13 protein-coding genes are annotated in these 15,795 nt (G+C 68.4%); 7 read left to right on the forward strand and 6 right to left on the reverse strand.

Features of this window, described 5'->3' with window-relative positions; all coding sequences use genetic code 11:
• The first annotated feature begins 157 nt into the window (after positions 1-157).
• From G3I17_RS37580 to G3I17_RS37595, 4 genes are all read left to right on the forward strand, one after another.
• Complete coding sequence (locus tag G3I17_RS37580; protein ID WP_164603874.1) at positions 158-844, forward strand: PadR family transcriptional regulator; 687 nt, start codon at positions 158-160, stop codon at positions 842-844.
• Entirely contained in the window at positions 841-1,284 is a 444-nt protein-coding gene (locus G3I17_RS37585) for a DUF1707 domain-containing protein (RefSeq protein ID WP_164603876.1), read from the forward strand. Before G3I17_RS37580 ends, G3I17_RS37585 begins: the two co-directional genes overlap by 4 nt.
• A 24-nt stretch (positions 1,285-1,308) precedes the next feature.
• On the forward strand, positions 1,309-2,034 hold the full coding sequence (locus G3I17_RS37590; protein ID WP_164603878.1) for a DUF2993 domain-containing protein: 726 nt from the start codon (positions 1,309-1,311) through the stop codon (positions 2,032-2,034).
• Positions 2,035-2,138: 104 nt separating this feature from the next.
• Complete coding sequence (locus G3I17_RS37595) at positions 2,139-2,390, forward strand: DUF4242 domain-containing protein (protein WP_164603880.1); 252 nt, start codon at positions 2,139-2,141, stop codon at positions 2,388-2,390.
• 63 nt (positions 2,391-2,453) lie between these two features.
• Here G3I17_RS37595 and G3I17_RS41920 read toward each other — a convergent pair whose 3' ends face one another.
• Complete coding sequence (locus G3I17_RS41920; protein ID WP_164603882.1) at positions 2,454-3,386, reverse strand: alpha/beta hydrolase; 933 nt, start codon at positions 3,384-3,386, stop codon at positions 2,454-2,456.
• Between the two features lie 79 nt (positions 3,387-3,465).
• Between G3I17_RS41920 and G3I17_RS37605 the strand changes: the two genes are divergently transcribed.
• A complete protein-coding gene (locus G3I17_RS37605; RefSeq protein ID WP_164603884.1) occupies positions 3,466-6,189 on the forward strand; it encodes an AAA family ATPase in 2,724 nt (907 codons plus the stop codon).
• A 47-nt stretch (positions 6,190-6,236) separates the two neighbouring features.
• On the forward strand, positions 6,237-6,515 hold the full coding sequence (locus tag G3I17_RS37610) for a hypothetical protein (protein ID WP_164603886.1): 279 nt from the start codon (positions 6,237-6,239) through the stop codon (positions 6,513-6,515).
• Here G3I17_RS37610 and G3I17_RS37615 read toward each other — a convergent pair whose 3' ends face one another.
• The 5 genes from G3I17_RS37615 to G3I17_RS37635 all read right to left on the reverse strand — a co-directional run bounded on the left by G3I17_RS37615 (position 6,516) and on the right by G3I17_RS37635 (position 14,017).
• Entirely contained in the window at positions 6,516-7,523 is a 1,008-nt protein-coding gene (locus tag G3I17_RS37615; RefSeq protein ID WP_164603888.1) for a DUF2278 family protein, read from the reverse strand. It abuts the gene before it with no gap.
• Between the two features lie 52 nt (positions 7,524-7,575).
• Complete coding sequence (locus G3I17_RS37620; protein WP_164603890.1) at positions 7,576-8,334, reverse strand: SDR family oxidoreductase; 759 nt, start codon at positions 8,332-8,334, stop codon at positions 7,576-7,578.
• Between the two features lie 63 nt (positions 8,335-8,397).
• A complete protein-coding gene (locus tag G3I17_RS37625; RefSeq protein ID WP_164603892.1) occupies positions 8,398-12,027 on the reverse strand; it encodes a CARDB domain-containing protein in 3,630 nt (1,209 codons plus the stop codon).
• A gap of 145 nt (positions 12,028-12,172) precedes the next feature.
• Entirely contained in the window at positions 12,173-13,144 is a 972-nt protein-coding gene (locus G3I17_RS37630; RefSeq protein ID WP_164603894.1) for a hypothetical protein, read from the reverse strand.
• 45 nt (positions 13,145-13,189) lie between these two features.
• Positions 13,190-14,017: an SAM-dependent methyltransferase gene (locus tag G3I17_RS37635; protein WP_164603896.1), complete on the reverse strand. Its 828-nt coding sequence runs from the start codon at positions 14,015-14,017 to the stop codon at positions 13,190-13,192.
• Between the two features lie 295 nt (positions 14,018-14,312).
• Here G3I17_RS37635 and G3I17_RS37640 point away from each other — a divergent pair, with 295 nt between their 5' ends.
• A complete protein-coding gene (locus G3I17_RS37640) occupies positions 14,313-15,758 on the forward strand; it encodes a polysaccharide lyase 6 family protein (RefSeq protein WP_164603898.1) in 1,446 nt (481 codons plus the stop codon).
• The last annotated feature ends 37 nt before the right edge of the window (positions 15,759-15,795 follow it).

Here is a 15,795-nt window from a genome sequence, read left to right on the forward strand (position 1 = left end):
CAAAGAAGTTGCCAACAGCAACGGATTCGGAAGCTTCGGCTGACGGGGAAACTGAGAGTCGGCTAAGGGTTCCGGCCGGAGGTTGCAGGTCCTTGGGTGGTGGGCGTTCGCGATATATCGTCGGATTATCGTGATGGCTCGGTGAGGAGTGATTGGGATGGGTGGATCGGCGTACGTCGGTGGCTGGCCCGGGTTCGGGCGTGGATGTGTGGGATTCGAGGAAATCAAGGAAGAGTTGCGGGCCGCGATGACCGGGCGGCGCGGCGGCGGGCAGCAAACGTTCGGTGGGCAGCATCCCTGGGGCATGTTCGGCGGTCCTGGGTTCGGTGGGCCGCCGTGGGGTGGGCCGCGCGGGTTCAGGGCTCCGAAGGCGCGGCGGGGCGACGTACGGGCGGCGATCCTCGCAGTACTGGCGGAGCAGCCGATGAATGGTTACCAGATCATTCAGGAGGTGGCCGAGCGCAGCGGTGGGGTCTGGAAGCCCAGCCCTGGTTCGATCTATCCGACGTTGCAGCAGCTCGAGGACGAGGGGCTGGTGACGGCCGACGCGGCGACCGGTCGGCGGACGTTCACGTTGACCGACGAGGGTCGCTCCTATGTCGCCGAGCACGCCGACGAGGTTTCGGCTCCCTGGGAAGCGATGTCGGCGCCAGAGGAGGACGAGAACGGCATCAAGCCGATCCTCGGGCAGGTGGCGACGGCGATGTGGCAGATCATGGCCGCGGGCTCGCCCGAGCAGCAGGCGAAGGCGCGCGACGCGCTGATCACCCTGCGGCGCTCGCTGTACTCGATCCTCGCCGATGACGATGACGACACCGGTACGGATGCCCGGGGCCGGTCATGAGCGAACACCTACCGGAGCGACGCGACCCCGCTTGGGGTGGTCCCGTCCAAGGCGGTTCGCTGCGGATCGGTGATGCCGAGCGCGATACGGCCGTCGAGGAGCTGAGTGAGCACTTCGTAGCCGGGCGGTTGACGCAGGACGAGTTCGAGGAGCGCAGCGACCAGGCCACCAGAGCCCGGTACGCCGATGAGGTCGAGCTGCTGTTCGCCGACCTCCCGGAGTTGGTGGCGAAGCAGCAAGGCCGAGGGCGGCGCCATCCCCGCACCCGGGCCGGCGCACCGCCGCCGTTCCTGTGGATCATCCCGGTACTGATGCTCGGGCTGGTCGTGTCGTCCGTGCTCCTGGTCGCTCCCTGGCTGCTGTGGATGGTGTTCTGGGTCGCCATGTTCAGCGGGCCGGTACGCAACGGTCGCTGGCAGCAGGGCGGCCGCCGTGGTTAGGGACGGCGGCTAGGCTCTGCCTGCATGAGCTCCAGAAGACCACGCCGGGCACTCCGTGCGCTGATCGTCATCCTGCTGATCGTGGCCGGCCTCGGTGTCGCCGCCGACCGGATCGGCGAGTCGTTCGCCGAGGACCGGCTGGCGACCGCCGCGGCCGACGAGGCAGCGCAGTACGACGTGCGCGCGGCCGACACGTCGGTGGAGATCGGCGGTTTCGGCTTCCTGCCGCAGGTGGCCAGGAGCGAGTTCGACCAGGTCACGATGACGATGAAGGAGCCGACGATCGAGAAGGTCGCGGCCGAGGACCTGACCGTCCAGATGCACAAGATCCACGTACCGCGGGAGCTGCTGACGGGTGGCACCGGCGCGGCGGTCACGGTGGAGAAGGCCGATCTCAGACTGCGCCTCTCGCCGGCCGCCCTGGCGAAGCTCACCGCCAACACCAGAGGTATCGACGCGCTCACGCTGCAGATCGTCGGCGGGAAGCTGCTGGCGAAGGCCACCATCCAGGGCATCGACGTCTCTGCGACGGTCCGCCCGGAGGCGCGCGACGGCCGGATCGGGCTCGTCGCCGACCAGTCCACCCTGGAGGAGATCCCCGAGGCCCTCCGCGGCGCGGTCAGCGCGGTGCTGGCCCGCGGCATCGTCGTACCGGAGCTGCCGTTCAAGGCGACCATCCAGCAGGTCGCCATCGAGGGCCAGTCGGTCGTCCTCACCGCCGTCGCATCCAACCTGGAACTGTCCGCCTGACGATGATCCTCAAGAACAGCTGAACCACTTCGCGAAAGTGCACGTGAGCTTGTGTATCGGGGGTACGGCGGGCATACGCCGGCCCATGGAAGATGGAGACACAAGTGGCACTTTTCATGGATTCACACACGATCGAGGGTGGCGTCTCGGCGGCCGATGTGGCCGCCGCCCACCAGGCCGATCTGGCCACCCAGGGGGATCACGGGGTGAACTACCTGAAGTACTGGGTGGATGAGGCGGCGGGCAAGATCTTCTGCCTGGTCGACGCGCCTGACGCGGAGGCGGCCAACACCGTCCACCGCGAGGCGCACGGCCTGGTGGCGCAGGAGATCTTCCCGGTCACCGAGCACGAGTGAGTAGCCTGCTGGGAGAGATGCGCAGCTCTCCCAGCAGCGCCAACAACACCAGTAAGGCCCAAGTCAGCTGCGAGCCGCGAGGGCGTCGACCGCAGTGGCGATCTCGCCCGGGTTGGAGATCGGCGTCAGATGATTGGCACCAGGGATGATCGTCGGAGCCGGCGCACCGATCCGGGTGGCCGTCTCGTCCGCGTTGCCACCCTGCGTATCCAAAGCACCGAAGACCACAGCAGTAGCAACCGGTACGTCGCGCAGCCGCGCCAGCCGATCAGCCGGTACTGCGGGGATCCCGTGAGCCGTCATCTCCCAGACAGCCTTCTCGGCGCCGGGCTGACGGAACGGCCGGACCCATTGGTCGACGTCCATCGCCGGGCACGACGGCCCACACGTCGCCTTGTAGATCCGCCGGAGCAGCCAGTCGGAGCCGAGCACCATCCGGAACAAGGTCGTCCGATACGGCGGAACGATCAACGCCGTAGGAGGACCGCCACCCGGAAGCGGCAACCCGTCGCCATCCAGGAACATCAGCCCGCCGACCCGCGCCGGCGCTTCCAAGGTCGCCTCGGCCGCGATACCGGCGCCGAGTGAATGCCCGACCAGGATCGGACGTGGTTGCCCAGGGCCCCCTAAGTGCATGGCATCCAGGAAGCCCAGCAGTTGCGCGGCGAGATGCTCTACCGTGTACGGCGCCTTGCGCTCGCTGTACCCGTATCCCGTGATGTCGTACGCGTAGACCCGATGCTTCGCGGCCAGCAACGGCACGAGTCGCGACCAGGTATCGACCGACTCCACCGAACCGTGCACCAGGACCACCGGCGTACCGGTCGTACCCCAGGTCTCGTAGCGAGTCCTGACGTCTCCCGCCTGCACGAACTTGAGCCCGTCCGGCGCTGAGGCCGTGCCACTGGTGAAGGCGTTGTAGCCGAACGACCCCGCGGTGATCACCACCAGGAACACGACGACCACGATCAGGACCCGCCGGAGGAACCGTTTCACCGGCCAAGTCTGACCGACGCGTCCAAGGCGATCGCCGACGGCCTTCCCGAAGTACCGGCCCAGGGGCGATGCTGACCGGATGGGGATTGTCGGGCGGGGGCGGGAACTCGAAGCGTTGCGTGGCTGGCTGGTCGAGGCGCAGGCGGGCCGGGGCCGGGTGGTGGTCTGTGCCGGCGAGGCCGGGATCGGCAAGACGCGGCTGGCTCAGGAGTTCGCCGGCAACGCGCTGGCGGCCGGCGTCGCCGTCGTCTGGGGGCGTTGCGTCGAGGGTGAAGGAGCGCCCGCGTACTGGCCCTGGCGGCAAGTGCTGCGGGGCCTGAAGGCCGATGCCGACGAGGTACTCGGGGCCGGCGACCGGTTCCGGTTGTTCGAGGCGGTCACCGAGGTGATCGCCGGGGCCGCGGGCGCCAACGGCCTGCTGATCCTGCTGGACGATATCCATCGCTGCGACGAGTCATCCCTGCTGGTACTACGCCACCTGGCCGACCAGGTGGCCGGGCTGCCGGTCCTCGTCGTGGCGACCTGCCGGCCCGCCGAGCCCGGGAGTTCGCGCCGGCTCGCCGAGCTGCACCGGTCGACGGATCGGCTGGAGCTGCACAGCCTCGACCTGGACGCCGTCCGGGAACAGTTGCCCACAGCAACGGCTGAGCAGGTCCAGCACGTCTTCGGCGTCACCGGCGGCAACCCGCTGTTCGTGACCGAGGTGGCCAGGGCGATCGCCGACGGCTCCTGGCAGCCGGACCGGCCGCCGCGGACGGTGCTCGACATCGTCACCAGCCGCCTCGAACGCGTCTCCGGCAACTGCCGGCGGATGGTCCAGGCAGCGGCGATCGTCGGCCGGGACTTCCAGCTCACCACCGTCGCCGCAGCGCTGGGCACCGCGCTCGACGAGTGTCTGCCGCTGGTCGACGAAGCCGTCGCGCACGGATTCGTGGACCAGTCCGGCGGCAGTCTGCGGTTTGTCCACGCGCTCACCCGGGACGCCGTCGCAGCCTCGCTCGGCACCGCTGAGCGAGCTACTCTCCACCGCCGCATTGCGGAGGTACTCGAACAGCAATACGCAGGCGACCTGACCGAACACCTGGCCGACATCGCCCGGCACTGGGCCGAGCTGGCGCCGTACGGCGAAGGCGCGACGGCTCAGCGCTGGCTGCTGCTCGCCGCCGACGACGCCGTCCAGCGCCTGGCTTATGAGGAAGGCGTGCGACTCCAGGAGGCAGCGTGGAAGATCGCGCCGACAGCACCGGAAGAACGTTGCTCCAGGCAAGTAGCGCTCGGCCGCGCAGCCTATCTGGCCGGTGATCTGCAGACCTGCGTGAAGGCTGCGGACGCCGCGGCGGCGGCCGCCCTGACTCCCGAAGACCAAGCGGCGGCAGCCCTCGTCCTCGAGGCCGTCCCCGACCCCGGAATCAACGCGATCGCCAAACGTCTCTGTGCGCAGGCCCTGGCCGGCCAGGTTGACGACGCTCTGCGAGCCAGGCTGAAAGCCCAGCGCAGCCACCTCGCCTTCTACGACGGTGAGCAGGACCGGATCGAGGGGCTCAGCCAGGAGGCGCTCGACCTGGCCCGGCGTAGCGGCGACGACCAAGCCCTCGCCGCCGCGCTCGAAGCCCGGCAGGAGGCCTGCCCCGGACCGAAGGGCCGCGCCGAAAGACTCCTACTGGCAACCGAGATGCTCGAGCTGGCTCAACGGACCGGCAGCCCCCGCGCGGCGATGTGGGGCGAGCTGTGGCGACTCGATGCGCTGATCGAGAGCGGCAGACTCGCCGCCGCGGCCGAGGAACTCCCTGCCCTGGCAGTCGCCGTCGACCGCGTCGGTGGCCCGGTCAGCGCCTGGCACCACGATCGCGTCGCCGCCTGTATCGCCCAGGCGCGCGGCCGGTACGCCGAGGCGGCCGCGATCGCACAGCGAGGTTTCGACCGGATGCGCCCGATCGAGCGAGCGCCCGCAACCGGAGCCCACTTCGCCCTGTTGGCTGCCCTGGCGGGCCACGTCGGCGTCAGCGACGAGGTGGCCAGGCAAGTGTTCGACCCGCCGCCACGTTTCGCCACGATGGCCCACTTGTCCCGCGCCTACCTGCAGAGTTGCCTCGGCCTCAACCAGGAGGCGACAGCCGCGTACCGGCGAGCAGGCCCGATCGAGACCTGGTCGCTGCCCGCGTTCTTCATCCTGCCCGGCTACGTGTACGCCGCTCTCGCGTGTGCCGGCATCGGCCGGTACGACGACCTGGAAGAACTCCTGCGACGGCTGGAGCCGTTCCGGGGTGAGCACGCCGTCGGCAACGGAGTCGCCTATCTCGGCCCGGTCGAGCTGACTCTCGGCCGCGGCGCCGCAGTACTGGGTCGCCTGGACGACGCCATCGAGGACCTGGCCACGGCTGTCCAGCAGGCCGACCGTGCGGGTGCACCTGGGTTCGTCGCCGAAGCGCAGTACCACCTCGCACGGGCGCTCCTCGATCGCAACGAACCAGGCGACCGAGCCAGAGCCGAACCCCACGCCCAGGAGGCGGCGCGGCTGTTCGACTCCCTCAACATGACCGCCTACCTCAGCCGGTCCGGCCCGAAGACCGTCCTGAGCGTGCGCGAGACCGAGGTCGCCGCGCTGGTCGCCGACGGCCTCACCAACCGGCAGATCGCGGGCCGGCTCGTCATCTCCGAGCGCACCGCGCAGAACCACGTCCAGCACATCCTCACCAAACTCGGTTTCGCCACCCGGGCCCAGATCGCCACCTGGGCGACCCGCGAACAGCTGAGTACCGCCATGAGTGATTCGGCGGATTCGCGCTCGCAGGCTGGTACCTAGCGTTGTTCCTGCGGCCGGAAGAGGTCGTCCGAACAGAGGAGACAGTCATGCAATGGATCGCGATCGCCACCCCGCCGTTCGCCTCGATCGACCAGTTCGACCGGGTGATGGACAACCTCGGCACCGAGCCGGACGGCCTCGAGGCCCGGTACGTCGGTTCGGCGGCGGACGGCCTCCGGGTCGTCACCTTGTGGGAGTCGAAGGCACACGCCGACCGCTTCTTCGCCGAACGCCTCGGACCGGCGCTGGCCAAGGCCCTCGGTCCCGAACCGGCCGGCAGCCCTGCCGTCATCGGTATCGACGTGGCCCGCACCTATACCCGGTGATCAGAAGACGAGGGTGATGCCTTCCTCGGCGGCCTGCTCCTTCGTGTAGGAGATGCCGTCGACCTTGAGGCCGGCTGGGTCCAGCAGCGTCAGCGTCCCGCCGCGATTGCCCAGCTGGATAGGGGCTGTGAGGGGGATCCGTACAGCCTCACCGGCCGGCAGGTCCAGAGCAGTGAGCGGCATGCGCTGTCCAAGGCGGTCCAGCAGCGACCAGCCGTCCAGATCGATCAGTGCCGAGCCCGGGTTGAGCAGAGTGACCGTCTCGGGCTCCGGCGAAGGCCCGACCGGGTTCACCAGTGCAGCGACGATGCGGAGCGTGCGGTGCGGGTCGGTCGGGCTGGGGACCGGCCCCGGCTCACCGGGCAGCGCATGGCCGGTGGCGTCATCGGTGTGCCAGGCCTGGCTCTGGAAGGCGAGGAAGATCGCCACCCATTGGTCGCCGAACCGGAATAGCAGCCCGCCGTCCTGCCACACCCCGTCGTCCTTCTTGAAGGGGCCGTTGTTGCCCTGGTTCATGTGGATGTCGTGCACGCCGTTGCCAGGCGAGAACCCGAAGATCTTGTCCGGTACGCCGCTCTCCGGCCCCCACCGCTCGCCGATCGCATAGATCCGCGCGGTGGGGTCGGCGAGCGCCCGAGCGGTGAAATGCTCCAGCTTGTCGGCCAGATCGTTGTCGGGCCCCGGCACCGTCGACGGCATCGGCCGCAGCTCGGACCGGTCGAACAGATTCCCCCGGATGTAGTCGAGCGCCGCTCCCCCGCTGGCACTGTCCACATCGCTGAACCCATCCGGCACAGCCCGCAGCGACTCCAGCACTGGGTGCTTGAAGTCCTCCACCGCCAGATAGAGCAGCTCCGACGGCGCCTGCTGCGACAACACGTTCACAGCCACCCGGTACTCCGTACCGCCGCCGCGCACGTGCAACTGAAAGTGCGGCGACTCCATCCCGCCCTCGGCCCGCCGCCCCACCACGGTCCCCACCAATACGCCGTACCGCTTCAACGCCATCGCGATCCCCTCCCCTTGGCAGCGTGGCCTCGGAAGGCGAACGGCACAAGGGTCAGTCGGTGAAACCGTTGGAGAACAGCATCGCCGTCGTACCAGCGTCGACGAACAGCTCGATGCCGGTGATCGCCCGCGCCTCGGCAGAGACCAGGAAGGCGACCGCATTGCCGATGTCGATCGCCTCAACGGCAGCCGGCAGCATCTGTCGGGTGGCGACGAACTCGTCGAGCAGGTGCTCGTTGCCCCGGACCTCGACCGCGCCCGGATGGACGATGTTGCAGCGAATGCCCCGCCGCCCGTAGTCCCGCGCGGTCCCCTTGGTCAACGCGGCCAGCGCCGCCTTGGTCGCCGCGTACAGGGTGAACGTCTCGGCCGCACCGGCCGCATGCACCGAGCCGATGTTGACGATGCTGCCACCGCCGTTCGCGAGCATGACCGGCAGTACTTCCTTGATGCACGTCCACGGCCCCCGGTAGTTGATCGCGTGCACCCGATCGAACTCCTCAGGAGTCGCCTCAGCCCCAGGCTTTCGCAGCCCGACACCAGCACTGTTGACGAGCGCATCGAGCCCCCCGAACTCGGCAACCGTCGCGGCCACGACCCGCCGAACCGAATCCGCGTCGGTCACATCAAGCACCATCGGTACTGCGCTGCCGCCCGCCGCTCGTACTTCGTCGGCGACGGCCGTCGCAGCCGCCAGGTTCTGGTCGGCGACCACGACCGTCCATCCCTTCACCGCGAGCGCACGGCAGATCCCGCTCCCGATCCGCGGACCGCCGCCGCCCGTGACGATGCAGACCGAATCCTCAGTCATCCCGGCCACCCTCTCCATCGATTGTCTCGATGGAGAGGGTGCCATCAGGTGCCGCCGGGGGAACTACTGGCCCGTGAAGGTGAAGCTCGAGCCTGGTTCCTTGAAGATGTCGCCGTCGCGGGAGTTGGTGACCGTGACGTTGGTGAGGTTGGCGTTACCGCGGGCGCCGCCCATCGCGAGGATGCCGGAGCCGTTGTTGGACTTGTCGATCTTGACGTTGGTGATGGCGACGTTCGGCATCTCGCCACCGCCGGTCTTGAACTGGATTCCGTCGTAGGTCGAGTCGTAGATGTCGGTGTCGCGGATGGTGACACCTGGGATCGGCAGGTTGGACGGGAACAAGGTGATCGCGCCGAACTCCTGGTCCTCGTTCCAGAACGCGCCACCGCAGCGGTACAGGCCGTTGTTCGCGATCAGCGTCGTGCCCGAGAACGGCAGCGGGTCGTGGTCGGTCGCGAGCATGATGCCCGGGTAGTTCATCGTGTCGTAGATCAGGTTGTTCTCGATCTTGTTGCCGTACCCGCCGTAGATCGCGATGCCGTTCGCGCGCCAGGGCAGCTGGACGGTGTTGTTGGTGAACGAGTTGTCGTGGCCGACATCGACCGCCTGGTCCTTCACGTACTTGTTCGCCCAGACGGCCAGCGCGTCGTCCCCGGTGGTCCGGAAGGACGAGTTGAAGACCTTCGAGTTGCGCGAACCGTTGCTGAAGTTGATGCCGTCGGCGTAGGTGTCGCGGATGCGCATCCCGCTGAACTCCAGCCCGTCGGCCGGACCCCACAGAGCGGGGATGTTGTCGTAGTCGCGGCCGACCCAGACACCGACGTTGGCGTGCTCGATCCAGACGTTGGTGATCTTCGTACCGGTACCGAACCGGCCGTTGAGCCCGACGCCGCCTTCCGCGTTGCCGTCACCGCCCCTGATCCGGCCGGAACCGAAGATCGCGATATCCGAGATCTGCGTGTTCTTGTCGATGTCGAAGCCGAAGTTGCCCTCGTGCGGATGGTTGATGCCATTGGCGTTCTGCGGCTCGATCGTGGAGTAGAGCTGCGAGTACCACATGCCGGCACCCCGGATGGTGACGTTGCTGATCCCGACCTGGTTGTACTGACCCCGGTTCAGCGGGTCGTCGGTGAGGATCTTCTTCTCCTGCCGCCACTGGCCGGCCGGGATCCAGACGCAGCTGATCACGCCGTTCTGGTCGTCGGTGACGGCCCGCTGGATGGCGTCCGCGTCATCGATCCCGTCACCGGCGACAGCACCGTACTGCGTGATGCTGGTACAGCCCGCGGGCTGGCTCGAGGGTGCTGCCACCTGCTCGAGGTCGATCGTGTCGATGATGTAGAACGACGCGGAGTCGCCCGAGTCGCGCTGCAACTTGAACTTCGTGCCCGGCGGGTAGGACTGGGACAGCAGTGCGTGCGACTCGTCGAAGAGCCGGCGCGCGTCGCCACCGGGGGTGTTGGTCAGGGCTTCCGGTCCGTCGCTGCTGCCGTAGAGCCAGCTGTAGTGCGAGGACAGGTTGAGCTTCTGCGCGAAGGTGCCGTTGACGTAGAGGCTGATCGTCGCGTCCAGACCCTGGCCGTTGGCCGAGTCCGGGATCGAGTTGCGGACGACGATCGAGTTGGACTGGTTGGTCGAGGTGAACTCGACGAACTGGCCCTGGCTGTTCAGCCGCACCGACGAGCGGCCCGAGGACTCGGTCGCGAAGTTGGTGTGGCCGAAGGTCCGCAGCGCGTCCGTGGTCAGCAACGTGCCTTGGTAGTTGGCGGCCTCGGCCTCGTAGGAGACCCACGGGACCGCTGCTCCCCGTCCGACCACGATCGACCGGGCCAGCGAGTTGTTCGTCTCGTTCGTCTCGGCGATCACGTTGCCCGAGTCGGCCGTCGCGGTCAGAGTCGCTCCACCGCTGGTGGCGGTCCAGCTACCACTGATGGCGACGTTGGCGGTGGCACCGGCGGCGATCGCGCCAGTGGCTCCGGTGAGCGTGGTGCTGCCGACCACGAGCCGCGTAGTACTGGCTGCGGCTGAGGACGTACCCCGGTTGTTGACCGCGACGCTGAAGGTGACCTGGGCTCCGACGGCCGGGTTCGGCGGGTTGGAGGTGATGCTCAGGACCTGCAGATCGGGACCGGGAGCCTGCGCAATCACCAGTTGCGTAGGTGCGGTGAAGGTGTTGTTGGCGTCGTTCTGCTCGACGACGGTGTTGGTCGGGTCGATCACCGCGGACACGCTGTACGTGCCTTCGGCGCGCGTACCGGCGTTGAAGGAGACCGTGGCCGAGGCGCCGGCGGCGAGTGCGCCCACCGGGACGGTGCCGACGACGGTACCGCCGAGGTTGAAGTTGAGCGTGGTCGCGCCCGCTGCTGCCGAGCCGATGTTCTGGACGGTCGCGGAGAGCGTGATCGGGGTGGACTCGCTGGGCGAGGCCGGGGTCCAGCTGGCCGAGGTGACGACCAGGTCCGGGTTCGGCGCCGGCGTACCGATCACCTGGAACTCGGCGGCCTGCCCACCGGGAGCACCGGTGTTACTGAAGACCTGCAGCCGTACGTCGGCGACGCGGCCGGCGACCGGGATCTCGATGCTGTTACCCGAGGCCGGGCTGAAGTCGTAGTTGGCGCGCGCCTTCAGGGTGGTGAAGGTGGTGGCGCCCTGGTCGCGGCCGAGCACCTCGATGCTCTGCGTGCGCGGACCCCAGGCCTGGTCGGGGTTGAGCTTGACGACGACCGAGCTGATATCGGCGTTGGAGCCGAGCTTGACCGTCAGCGTGGACGGGAAGCCGTTGGACTCCCAGTAGGTGGCGGTGTTGTTGTCGTTGGCGTTCGTCGCGACGAAACCGAAGACCGCGGACGATGCCTCGATCGGCTTGCCGTTGGCGAGGTTGGAACCGCCGCCCTGGCCGTTGCGCCGGACCCGGTTGCTGTCGGCCGACTCGTTGCCGGCGGCGTCGCGGGCGCGGACGTAGTACTCGACCGTCGCCGTGGCAGGCTGCGACTCGGTGAAGGTGAGGACGCTGCCGGCGACCGTGGTGACGGCGGCGTTGTTGCGGTAGACGGTGTAGCCGGTGACGCCGATGTTGTCGGTCGACGCGGTCCAGGCGAGCCGGATCTGGCCGGCGGCGGGCTCGGTCAGCGCGAGGTTGCCAGGGACGGTCGGCGCCTGGGTGTCACCGCCGGTGTCCGGGCCGTAGAGCTCGAACTCGGACAGCTGACCCGCGGCCCAGCCGGTGTTGCCGGTGATGTTCAGCCGGATGTAGCGGGCGGTCGCCGGCGCGAAGGTGATGGTGACGGTGTTGCTGCTCGCGGGCGCGAAGTTGTAGCCGGCGCTCGCGACGACATCGGAGTACGTCGTGCCGTTGGTGCTGGTCTGGACGGCGAGCGTCTGGGTCCGTGCACCCCAGCCGGCCGGGAGCTTGAGGACGACGCGGTCGACCGTCTTGGCACTGCCGAGGTCGGCGCGGATCCACTGCGGGAAGGCGTTGTTGGTGCTCTCCCAGTAGGTGTTCTGGTTGCCGTCGCCGGCGTTGCCGACCGGGTAGTCCCCCAGCGAACTGTTGGCGGTCAGCGTCTTGGTCAGGACCGCCGTGGCGGCGGCGGAGGCGACGGTCGGCACGAGGCCGGTGACGATCAGGGCGGCCGCGAGAAGGCCGCCGAGCAGGCCTGCGACCAGCCGCGGGCGTGGCTGCTTTCGTTTCATGAGAGTCCTCAGGGCGGAGGGACGATGGACCTAACCACCGCCTCGAACCTGCAGGCAACTCTTTGTAACTTGCGTCGTTTCTGCAAGCTTTTTGCGAGACGGTAGCCAAAGGTTGCAGCCCCAACAGCTGTTCGTCAACGGCTCGTCACTGATGGAAAAGGGAGGTTGGCGCCAGGAAAAGGGAGGTGGGCGCCAGGTACGGACGGACGAGGGAGGTCAGATACGGGTCGGCGCGGTGGCGGAGTTCGGCCGTGGCGAGGTGGCGGGCGGCACCGGCGAGAAGGTCGGCCAGCTGAATCCTGGGATCGGTCCGCGAGTCCAGCATCGTCAGACCGAGCAGGGGCTCCGGGGCCGGCGACGCGGTCCGAAGGAGGGCTTGCACCTGCGCGACCCGATGGGGAGTCAGCGCACTTTGCTCGTCATGGAGGATCGTGATCGTGGCGCCGTCGGCCGTCCACAGGCGAGCGGTTTCGAAGAGCGCCGGGATGAGCGGTTCCAGCGGCGGCGGCACCATCGAGCGATCGTCCTGCAGTTCGGTGAGTACCTGGAACAACTGCGGGCGCGCATCGCGGAGCGTCTGCAGGATGGGATCGAGCCGCTCCGACCGCATCCCGTCCAGGGTCTGCAGGAAGCCGGCGACCCAGGGACCGTCGATCCCGCGATACCGCTTGTGCCGCATCATCGCGACGAATGTGGCAAGGAACGCGCGCCACCTCGGCGTACCGAAGACCACTGGTCCGGCGCGATGCAGGGTGCGGGCGACCGGGCGCAGGTCGAGCGCGAGGCTGGTACCGGCGGCGTAAGTCGGTTCGCCGATGAGCAGGTCGACCAGGCGGGTCACCGTGAAGTAGGTCTTGTCGGTGAGGTGCACGGTGGCGCGGCCGGACAGCGTTCCGAGCAGCCACTCGACCGCTAGGCGATTGCGGAGGAGCTGACCGGCTTTGTACTCCGTGGCCGAGTAGCGGTGGAACCGCTGGTGGATGACGGCGACGTACTCCGTCGCCGTCTCGTGGTCGAGGTTCAGGCCGACGTGGGTGATGAGCTCGAAGTCGGGATCGAGCATGTTCGTGCCGGTGAAGCCGGACTCGTCACACGCGATCTCGAGGGGTCGAGACATGCGGCCATCATCGACCGCCAGGGCGGGGATCCGCCACCGGTTTACTCAGGGCTTGCGGGCGAGACCGGCCAGGATCAGGTGGCTGGCGCCGGTGGCCGTCGCGGTCGGGGCGGGCCACCAGTCGCCGAGGCTGACCAGGCCCGGATCGAGCAGCTCGAGGCCGTCGAAGAGTGAGGCGATCTCGTCCGGCGTCCGGAAGGTGACGGCCTCGAAGCCGATCCGCAGCTTCTCCTCCACGCCGGTCGCGAACTCGGCCCGCCGGCTCCCGTCGCGCGGGTTGCACGGGTGGGTCAGCGCCAGGTATGACCCCGAGGGCAGCGCGTCGAGGTAGCCGGTCACGATCTCGCGGGCGCGTTTGGTGTCGCGGATGTGGTGCAGTACGAGGCACTGGATCACGGCGACCGGCTGGTCGAGGTCGAGCGCCTCGGTGACGACCGGATCGGCGAGCACCGCGGCCGGGTCGGTCAGGTCGCCGGCGGCGAAGAAGCTGTGCCTCTCGTCGGCGAGCAGCGCCTGGCCGTGCCGGATCACCGTCGGGTCTTTGTCGAGATAGACGACGGTCGCCTTCGGGTTCACCCGGCCCGCGATCTCGTGCGTGTTGTCCACCGTCGGCAGACCGGAGCCGAGATCGAGGAACTGGACCACGGCCGCCTCGCGCAGCAGCCGCTCGACCACCTCTGCGAGCCAGCGCCGGTTCGCCTGGAGCAGCTCGGGCATCTCCGGAGCGACCTTGAGGACCTGTTGGGCGAGCTGGCGGTCGATCTCGAAGTTGTCCTTGCCGCCCAGCAGGAGGTCGTACACGCGGGCGTCGTTCGGCCGCTGCATGTCGACGTCTGGCGCGGTTCTGCGCCGGCCGTCAGCCCCCTCGTCCATCTCCACCGCCCGTAATCCGAAAATCGCGATTACCGGAGGCTATCGCAGCAATTCGCTCCGTACACCGTCAGCACACCCTTACCTGCGATCTGCCCTTGAACTGCCCCGCGCTGCCCCGGTCTCCTACCTGACGGAACGATGATGGAACCAGGTTCCGGCCCACGGGACATCCCTCGCCGACACCCCGGCAAGCGCTTGCCGAGACGCCTGGCGCCGCCGCAGACTGAGCCACCAGCCGGGCCAACCGGCTGCTCAGTTCGTGACACCCGGATCACCGCCCCGACCGGAGGACACCATGGATCGAAGGACCTTTCTCACCAGCACTGTGCTGACCGGTACCGCGCTCGCCGCGCTACCGACCGGCTTGGCCAACGCCTCTCCAACCTTGACGAGAGCCCGCGCCGTCCGCGCCACCACGCTCGACGGCCTGCGGCAGGCGATCGCGGCGGCCAAGCCCGGCGACACGGTCATCCTGGCCAACGGCACTTACGCCGTACCGTCCGGACGGCCGATCGCGATCCAGGGCAAGCACGGCAGCGACGGCGCGTCGATCATCGTGCAGGCCGAGTCGGTCGGCGGCGTGACGCTCACCGGCAGCCAGGGCTTCACGTTCGCCGACTCGTCCTGGGTGACGGTCAGTGGGTTCAAGTTCCGGCAGAGCACGATGATCGACCTGACGACCAGCTGCAACCACCTCCGGATCAGCCGCAACGACTTCCAGCTCGCCAACACCGAGGGCCTGAACTGGCTGATGGTGCGGGCGGAGTACTCGAAGGTGGACCACAACCACTTCCACAACAAGTCGTCGCTCGGCGTCTTCCTGTGCGTCGAGGGACCGGGCTCCGCCGGGATGTCGCGCGGTGTGCACATCGTGCGCAACTACTTCTCCGACCACACCTTCGGTGGCTCCAACGGCGGCGAGCCGATCCGGCTCGGCCTGAGCGGGCGGTCGCTGAGCGACGCCGGCGCGATCGTCGAGCAGAACCTGTTCGAGCGCGCCAACGGCGACCCGGAGGCGATCTCGGTCAAGTCGTGCAGCAACACGATCCGGGACAACACGGTCCGCAACAGCCTCGGCGGGATCGTCCTGCGGCACGGCAGCAGGTCCCGGGTCGAGGGCAACTTCATCCTCAATGGCACCAATGGAATCCGGATGTACGGCAACGACCACCTGGTGGTGAACAACTATGTGGAGAAGGTGACCGGCGCCGGGATCGTGCTCGGCAGCGGATCGGTCCGCGACGACAAGCCGTCGGACTCGCCGGAGAGCCGCAAGGGCAACGACGCTCCGGACCGGGTCACGATCGCGCTCAACACCGTACTGTCCTGCGGTACTGCGATCGCGGGCGAGACGATGCGCACGCTGCCCCCGCTGGGCTGCACGATCTCCGACAATCTCCTGGTGGGTGACTCGGGTCGTCAGCTCGTCGACATGCCGTTCCAGCAGGGCATCACCTGGTCGGGCAACCTCCTCTGGGGCGCTGCCGGCAACGGCAACATCCCCGCCTCGGGCTTCACCCGCAAGGACCCGCTGCTGGCCACCGGCTCCGACGGGGTCCGCCGATTGACCTCCGGCAGCCCCGGGATCAACGCCGCCAGCAAGACCTACTCCACCGTCACCCGCGACCTGGACGGCAACACCCGCTCAGGCAAGGCAGATGTCGGCGCCGACGAATACAGCACGACCGCGCCCGTCAACCGCCCACTCACTCCCGGTGATGTGGGGCCGCAGTCTGCTTGAGCAGCAGTCTGCGTGAGCTGCTCCCGACCCGCTCCCG

The organism is Streptomyces sp. SID13031, assembly GCF_010548305.1.
In the GTDB taxonomy this organism is placed as follows: domain Bacteria; phylum Actinomycetota; class Actinomycetes; order Propionibacteriales; family Kribbellaceae; genus Kribbella.

Bases quoted from the DNA above. Each gene is read 5' to 3' on its own strand.
- G3I17_RS37615 (WP_164603888.1), bottom strand. From the start codon at position 7,523: ATGGCGTTGAAGCGGTACGGCGTATTGGTGGGGACCGTGGTGGGGCGG.
- G3I17_RS37635 (WP_164603896.1), bottom strand. From the start codon at position 14,017: ATGGACGAGGGGGCTGACGGCCGGCGCAGAACCGCGCCAGACGTCGAC.
- G3I17_RS37640 (WP_164603898.1), top strand. From the start codon at position 14,313: ATGGATCGAAGGACCTTTCTCACCAGCACTGTGCTGACCGGTACCGCG.
- G3I17_RS37630 (WP_164603894.1), bottom strand. From the start codon at position 13,144: ATGTCTCGACCCCTCGAGATCGCGTGTGACGAGTCCGGCTTCACCGGC.
- G3I17_RS37590 (WP_164603878.1), top strand. From the start codon at position 1,309: ATGAGCTCCAGAAGACCACGCCGGGCACTCCGTGCGCTGATCGTCATC.
- G3I17_RS37620 (WP_164603890.1), bottom strand. From the start codon at position 8,334: ATGACTGAGGATTCGGTCTGCATCGTCACGGGCGGCGGCGGTCCGCGG.
- G3I17_RS37585 (WP_164603876.1), top strand. From the start codon at position 841: ATGAGCGAACACCTACCGGAGCGACGCGACCCCGCTTGGGGTGGTCCC.
- G3I17_RS37605 (WP_164603884.1), top strand. From the start codon at position 3,466: ATGGGGATTGTCGGGCGGGGGCGGGAACTCGAAGCGTTGCGTGGCTGG.
- G3I17_RS37625 (WP_164603892.1), bottom strand. From the start codon at position 12,027: ATGAAACGAAAGCAGCCACGCCCGCGGCTGGTCGCAGGCCTGCTCGGC.
- G3I17_RS37610 (WP_164603886.1), top strand. From the start codon at position 6,237: ATGCAATGGATCGCGATCGCCACCCCGCCGTTCGCCTCGATCGACCAG.
- G3I17_RS37580 (WP_164603874.1), top strand. From the start codon at position 158: ATGGGTGGATCGGCGTACGTCGGTGGCTGGCCCGGGTTCGGGCGTGGA.